8 protein-coding genes and 1 pseudogene are annotated in these 6,209 nt (G+C 66.4%); 3 read left to right on the forward strand and 6 right to left on the reverse strand.

The genetic code is table 11. The features are described from left to right. Positions 1-105: 105 nt before the first annotated feature. Together CK498_RS13100 and CK498_RS13105 are read left to right on the forward strand one after the other, a co-directional pair. Positions 106-1,113, forward strand: a complete 1,008-nt coding sequence (locus CK498_RS13100; protein ID WP_095621288.1) for an amidoligase family protein — start codon at positions 106-108, stop codon at positions 1,111-1,113. Between the two features lie 8 nt (positions 1,114-1,121). Next, entirely contained in the window at positions 1,122-1,850 is a 729-nt protein-coding gene (locus CK498_RS13105; protein ID WP_095621289.1) for a gamma-glutamyl-gamma-aminobutyrate hydrolase family protein, read from the forward strand. A gap of 10 nt (positions 1,851-1,860) precedes the next feature. On the opposite strand, the gene CK498_RS13110 is transcribed toward CK498_RS13105, so the two are convergent. The 3 genes from CK498_RS13110 to CK498_RS13120 all read right to left on the reverse strand — a co-directional run bounded on the left by CK498_RS13110 (position 1,861) and on the right by CK498_RS13120 (position 3,495). Then, entirely contained in the window at positions 1,861-2,292 is a 432-nt protein-coding gene (locus tag CK498_RS13110; RefSeq protein ID WP_095621290.1) for an OsmC family protein, read from the reverse strand. 102 nt (positions 2,293-2,394) lie between these two features. Continuing rightward, positions 2,395-2,895, reverse strand: a complete 501-nt coding sequence (tpx, locus tag CK498_RS13115; RefSeq protein WP_095621291.1) for a thiol peroxidase — start codon at positions 2,893-2,895, stop codon at positions 2,395-2,397. A 27-nt stretch (positions 2,896-2,922) separates the two neighbouring features. Continuing rightward, positions 2,923-3,495, reverse strand: a complete 573-nt coding sequence (locus CK498_RS13120) for a DUF1415 domain-containing protein (RefSeq protein ID WP_229359061.1) — start codon at positions 3,493-3,495, stop codon at positions 2,923-2,925. A gap of 111 nt (positions 3,496-3,606) precedes the next feature. Here CK498_RS13120 and CK498_RS13125 point away from each other — a divergent pair, with 111 nt between their 5' ends. Further along, positions 3,607-4,509: an aldo/keto reductase gene (locus CK498_RS13125; protein ID WP_095621293.1), complete on the forward strand. Its 903-nt coding sequence runs from the start codon at positions 3,607-3,609 to the stop codon at positions 4,507-4,509. A 3-nt stretch (positions 4,510-4,512) separates the two neighbouring features. Here the strand turns inward: CK498_RS13125 and nfi are convergent, their stop codons facing one another. From nfi to CK498_RS13140, 3 genes and pseudogenes are all read right to left on the reverse strand, one after another. After that, a complete protein-coding gene (nfi, locus tag CK498_RS13130; RefSeq protein WP_407645852.1) occupies positions 4,513-5,181 on the reverse strand; it encodes a deoxyribonuclease V in 669 nt (222 codons plus the stop codon). A gap of 49 nt (positions 5,182-5,230) precedes the next feature. Then, a complete protein-coding gene (locus CK498_RS13135; RefSeq protein WP_217987771.1) occupies positions 5,231-5,650 on the reverse strand; it encodes a DUF1499 domain-containing protein in 420 nt (139 codons plus the stop codon). A 225-nt stretch (positions 5,651-5,875) separates the two neighbouring features. Further along, a pseudogene (locus CK498_RS13140) lies at positions 5,876-6,209 on the reverse strand (TRAP transporter permease); the annotation flags it as partial.

The following is a 6,209-nucleotide window of genomic DNA, read 5'->3' on the forward strand; positions in this document are numbered from 1 at the left end:
TAAAGGCGGCGGCCGAATCTCGCCGCTCGCTATAGCGTAGCGTGTCACGCCAGGCGCTTATGATAGGCTGAGCGCTGACCCATCATCGCTGCAGTGGAGCCCGGCATGGATGTGCGCCCACCCCCGACCCCGCGTACTGCTGAAGGCAAGGTGCGGCGCGTCGGCGTCGAGATCGAATTTGCCGGCATCACCCCTGCCAACGCCGCCCAGCTGGTCTGCGAGCTGTTCGGCGGCCAGGTGGTGGTGGTCAGCCCCCATCGCCTGAGAGTCGAGGCCACCCGCTGGGGCGATTTTGGCATCGAACTCGATGCCCAGGTGGCACACCCCGATACCAGGGTCATCGAACAAGGGCCGCCCAGCGATGACGAGTGGGACCGCCAGCGCCACCAGATGCGGGTCGAGTTTCACAACAAGACCCGCGAGCTGATCGGCGACGTGGTGGCCGGCCTGGTGCCCACCGAGATCGTCTGCCCGCCGGTGCCCTGGGACCAGCTCGGTGAGATCGACGCGCTATTGGATGCGCTCCGCACTCATGGCGCCAAGGGCACTGACGCCAGCCTGCTCTACGGCTTCGGCCTGCACCTCAACCCCGAAGCGCCGGACCTCGGCGTCGACTCGATCCTTGCCCACCTGCGCGCCTACCTGTTGCTCGCCGAGTGGCTGCGCGACCAGATCGACATCGACATTACCCGTGAAGTACTGCCCCACGCCAATCCGTTCCCCAAGGCCTACGCGATCCTGGTGCTCGACCCCGACTACGCCCCGGACCTCGACACCCTGATCGGCGATTACCTACGGCATAACCCGACCCGCAACCGCGAACTCGATATGCTGCCGCTGTTCGCCGAGCTGCGCCCGAACTACCCTGACCCGATGTTCAGCGACGCGCTGACCAAGCCGCGCCCGACCTACCACTACCGGCTGCCCAATGCACAGCTGTCGGCACCGCAGTGGGGCTCGGTGGTGGAGTGGAACCTGTGGGTCGAGGTCGAGGTCCTCGCCGCGAACCTCGAGCGCCTCGAAGAGCGTTCGCGGGAGTATCTCGCGCATCACACGCTATCGCCCATGTCACGCTGGCTAGACAAGCTGCGCAGCTGGATGAACGAGTCCTGAGGAGTCGCATGCCCCGTCCGTTGATCGGTATTACCACCTCCGACTACAAGAGTCGCATCGCCTGGTGGTTCGACTGGTTCGCCGTGTGGCGACATGGCGGCCGTCCGCTACGGCTGTCGCCGTCACGCCCCCAGCCCGACGCGCTCGACGGGCTGATCATCGGCGGTGGCGACGATATCGAGGCGCACCTCTACGGCGGCGAGGTGCAGCTCGACGTGCGCGTCGACCCCCAGCGCGACGAGCTCGAACTGCAGCTGCTCGAGCGCTTCATTCCCGCCGGCTGCCCGGTGCTCGGCATCTGTCGCGGCGCCCAATTGCTCAACGTGCACCTCGGCGGCACCCTCGACCCGGACATCTACACCACCCATGAGGGCCTCAAGCGGCGTCGCACGGTGCTGCCACGCAAGACCGTCGACATCGTCGGCGCCAGCCGGCTGCATCGCATCCTCAAGGTCAGCTGGTGCCGCATCAACAGCCTTCACCACCAGGCGGTGGACAAGGCCGGACGCGGTATCGAGATCGTCGCTCGCGACCGCGACGGCCTGGTGCAGGGCATCGAGTCCCGCGATCACGATTTCCTGATCGGCGTACAGTGGCACCCCGAGTGGCTGATCTTCAACCGCCCCCAGCAGCGGCTGATTCGCGCCCTGCTCGAGGCCGCCAACCGGCATGCCGCGCGCTGCGCGAGCGCCCCAGCGCAAGACGGCCACCGCATGGGTGGCCGTCAGGTTCGCTGAATGTCGTGGGTCAGTTGGCCAGCGTGGCCTCGAGGGTAATCTCGGCATTGAGCAGCTTGGAGATCGGGCAGCCCGCCTTGGCCTTGTTGGCCGCGTCCTGAAATGCCGCGTCGTCGGCGCCGGGGATCTTGGCAGTGGTCGCCAGGTGGATCGCGGTAATGCTGAAGCCGCTATCGTCCTGGTCGAGCTTGACCGTGGCCTGGGTATCGATGCTGTCGGCGGTCAAGCCCGCCTCGCCGAGAATCATCGACAGCGCCATGGAAAAGCAGCTGGCATGGGCCGCGCCGATCAGCTCCTCGGGGTTGGTGCCCGGCTCGCCTTCGAAGCGGTTCTTGAAGCCATACGGGGTCTTGCTCAGTGACCCGCTGGCGGTGGAGACCGATCCCTGGCCCGTCTTGAGATCGCCCTGCCAATGCGCTGAAGCCTTGTTGGTTATGCTCATGACACCTCCTTTCCGTGGTATGGAAACACTGAATGAATGTCTGCGTTTCCTGGAACACCGGCCGCCAGGCGGCCGGTCGGCGGCGACTGCCGCCATGATCGATCAGCCGAGCGCGGCCAGCGCCGCTTCGTAGTCTGGCTCGTGCTTGATTTCGTCGACCAGTTGACTATGGATCACCCGGTCTTGTTCATCGAGCACCACCACCGCCCGCGCGGTCAACCCGGTCATCGGCCCGCTGGAGAGCGCCACCCCGTAGTCGCGATGAAACCCGGGATGGCGGAAGGTCGACAGAGTAATGACATTGTCGAGTCCCTCGGCGCCGCAGAAACGCTTGGCGGCGAACGGCAGGTCCGCCGACACCACCAGCACCACGGTGTTGGCCAGGCCCGAAGCCAACTCGTTGAACTTGCGTGTCGAGGTGGCGCAGGTCGGGGTGTCGACGCTAGGAATGATATTGAGCACCTTGCGCTTGCCGGCGAAGTCGGCAAGGGTGACGTCCTGCATGTCCTGATTGGTCAGCGTCAGCGGCGGCGCCGCCTGGCCGCTCTCGGGGAAGTCACCGGCAACATCGACCGGGGTCCCAGCACGGGTTACCTGTTTCATGCACGCTCCTCATGGTGGAGTAAAACGTTACTCGACCGCTGGCGAGCCCTGCAGTCTCGCCAGCGATGCTGCCAGCTGTGCCCTGCCCAGTTCGGCCATCAGCGCCATATTGCGCTCAGGGATCGCCTCGGGGTCGGGATGGTGCTCGAGCACTGCACTGAGGCTCGCTTCGCGCAGCAGGTGCAGCAGCGGCCACGGCGAGCGGTTGGTGTAGTTCTCCGCCGCCTCGGGTTCGGCGTCGGCAAAGCAGTAGTCGGGATGGAAGCTGGCCAGCTGATAGACACCCTCGTAGCCCTGGTCGGCCAGCAGCGTCTCGGCCAGCGCCAGCAGGTCGAGGTAGTCATCGAAGTCCTCGGCGCCGTCGGCGATCACCAGTAGCGTGGTCTCGATCTGCGCTGATTCGTCGAGGCGTCGGCACTCCTCGACCAGGGTCGTCAACAACGCCGTCCAGTCGGCGGCCGAGACGGCTAGATAGCGGACGCGACCGGCCTCGACCTCGCGGGCCGCAAACGGGCATACGCGATGGCCGACCACGAACTGTTCGACCCAGCGGCGCGTCGCCGCCACGCAGTGGCTATCGGGGCTTGGGACTCGGCTCACATCGGGTTCCTCGATCAGTACTGCAGTATAGCGCGTCGCATTGCAAAGGCGCCTGTCCTGAGCCAGCATGCCATGAAACAGATTTCCATCATATTATCGGAGGACACCACCATGGGCCCCGCCGCTACCGCCCGTCAACCCGCCCGCGTCAGCCTGCCCGCCAGCGCCCACCAGCCCGCCGTCGAGCTGCCCGCCATCGGCCAGGGCACCTGGTACATGGGCGAAGGCCTGGCGCCGCACCAGGATGAGGTCCGCGCCCTGCAGCAGGGGCTGGAGCTGGGCCTCTCGCTGATCGATACCGCCGAGATGTATGCCGAGGGCGGCGCCGAGGAGGTGGTGGGCGAGGCCCTGCTGGGACGCCGCGACCAGGCCTTCCTGGTCTCCAAGGTCTACCCCTGGAACGCCGGGCGCGACAGCGCCATCGCCGCCTGCGAGGCGAGCCTCTCACGCCTCGACACCGACTACCTGGACCTCTATCTGCTGCACTGGCCGGGTAACATCCCACTCGACGAGACCCTCGAGGCCTTCGAGCGGCTGCGCGAGCAGGGCAAGATCCTGCGTTTCGGCGTCTCCAATTTCGACAGCGAGGCAATGGCAAGCCTGGCGGCACTGCCCGGCGGCACTGAATGCGCCACCAACCAGGTGCTCTACCACCTCGGCTCGCGGGGCATCGAACGGCGCCTGCGCCCATGGCTGCGCCAGCACGACATACCACTGATGGCCTACTGTCCCATCGCCCAGGGCGGCCAACTGCGCGACAGCCTACTGACCCACCCCGAGGTGCTCGCCATCGCATCCGACCTGGGCATCACCCCCGCCCAGCTGCTGCTGGCCTGGGCGATTCGCCCGCTGGACGGCAAGCGCGACGCTATCGCCATCCCCAAGGCGGTGCGCAGCGAGCACGTCGAGCAGAACGCCCGCGCGCTGGACATCGCGCTGAATGACGAAGCCGTTGCGCGGCTCGACGCCGCCTTTCCGGCCCCTGAGCACGACGTCCCCCTGGATATCGTCTAGGCGCTACGTTGTGCCGCCCCGCCGCGAAGCGAGGCGGTCGGCCAGGCGGGTAGGCTCGGGCAGCTTGGTGCGCCCCAGGCAGCGCACCACCCAGTCGACGGCGGTCGGCAAGCTCAGGCGGTGGCCGGGGGAGACGAACACCGGCTTGACGTTCTCCCGCGAGCGCAGCACCGCGCCGATGCGCTCGCCGCGATGCGTGAGCGGCGTCCACTCGCCCCTGCCCTCGGGCACCTCGCCGTGCCGGCCACACAAGCGCGACTTGGCGATACCGATGGTCGGCAGGTCGAGCCACAGGCCGAGGTGCGAGGCCACCCCCAAGCGTCGCGGATGGGCGATGCCCTGGCCATCGACCATCACCAGCTCGGGGCGCCGCTGCAGCATGTCGAATGCCGCCAGCGCAGCCGGCACTTCACGGAAAGAGAGCAGCCCGGGCACGTAGGGCATGCGGGTGGGTTCACGGTGGACGTGCTGTTCGAGGCATTCGAGGGAGGGCCAGGCCAATACCACCACTGCGGCGCGAGTGATCTCACCCGCCGCCTCGAAGCCGATATCGACCCCGGCGATGGTCTCTACCGCCTCGATACGATCCTCGAGGATCAGCCGTGGCGCCAGCTCGCGCTGCAGGGCAACCGCCGCACTCGGCGTCAGCAACCAGTCATGCAGCGCCGTCACCACGCCTCCCTGTACAGATCACGGCTGCAGATCACGGCGATGGCCAGGCCTACTCGCAGAACCCCCAGCCTTCCAGCAGCATGCGCAGCTTCTCGACGCGGGCGCGATTCTTGCCGAGATCGGTCACGCCGAGTCGCGATGCACTGCGCACATGGCACACGCCCTCCTCCTCGCTCCACAGGAACTCCAGATCATCGACCAAACCGAACAGCGGCGAGTGGCACTCGGCATGGATGTAATCTTCCGAGGCGGTGACGATCTCGGCATCCTCGCAGCCGGCAAGAGCCGTCTGCAAGCGTTTCATCAGCTCGGTTCTGGAACGATCACCGGGGTTCAGCGGCTCGATGTAGTGGGCAGCGTCGTCGGCCTGGCTGCAAACGCTGTTGGCCGTACTAGGACACTTGGCCAGCCGGCCATTGTGAATGCCCAAGGTGTCGGGACGTTTGCTGGTCAGCGGATTGGTCATCATGGGTCGCGTCCTCTGTTGTTATCAACCGTGCTGTCACCCTCACTATATTGGAAATATTTTCCATAGAAAAGATCAGCGCCAAGTGAGTCGATGCCGTGAGCGACATAAGCGACCTCTCGACTATCCAGTCAAGTCCAGATCGGCGCGCTTGGCAAGCCGGGCCGCCCAACGCACGCGGCCCGCCTCCGGGAGACGAGCCGCGGGATCCCCCATTGCATAGGTGTATCAGGTGGTGCCCGGCAAGGGGCGGCCGCCCGACTGACCACGCTGCATCAGCAGCAGGCCAATGCCCACCAGCAGGCCGGCGATGTCGGTGTAGATGCCGCCGTAGATCATGCAGATCGCGCCGGCCAGCAGCAGCAGCCGTTGCCACGCCTTGACCGCCCCGAAGTACCACGCCTGCACCGCCGCGGCGAGCATCACCACGCCGATGGTGGCGGTCACCGCGACGCGCAGGATCTGCAGGCCGCTGCCCTCCATCAGGATCGCCGGGCTGTAGAAGAACATGAACGGCACGATGAAGGCCGCCAGCCCGATCTTGAACGAGGTGGTCGAGGTC

The organism is Halomonas salipaludis, assembly GCF_002286975.1.
Taxonomy (GTDB): Bacteria; Pseudomonadota; Gammaproteobacteria; order Pseudomonadales; family Halomonadaceae; genus Franzmannia; species Franzmannia salipaludis.

Coding starts and splice junctions, on each gene's coding strand:
- CK498_RS13100 (WP_095621288.1), top strand. CDS start 106: ATGGATGTGCGCCCACCCCCGACCCCGCGTACTGCTGAAGGCAAGGTG.
- CK498_RS13105 (WP_095621289.1), top strand. CDS start 1,122: ATGCCCCGTCCGTTGATCGGTATTACCACCTCCGACTACAAGAGTCGC.
- CK498_RS13110 (WP_095621290.1), bottom strand. CDS start 2,292: ATGAGCATAACCAACAAGGCTTCAGCGCATTGGCAGGGCGATCTCAAG.
- tpx (WP_095621291.1), bottom strand. CDS start 2,895: ATGAAACAGGTAACCCGTGCTGGGACCCCGGTCGATGTTGCCGGTGAC.
- CK498_RS13125 (WP_095621293.1), top strand. CDS start 3,607: ATGGGCCCCGCCGCTACCGCCCGTCAACCCGCCCGCGTCAGCCTGCCC.
- CK498_RS13135 (WP_217987771.1), bottom strand. CDS start 5,650: ATGATGACCAATCCGCTGACCAGCAAACGTCCCGACACCTTGGGCATT.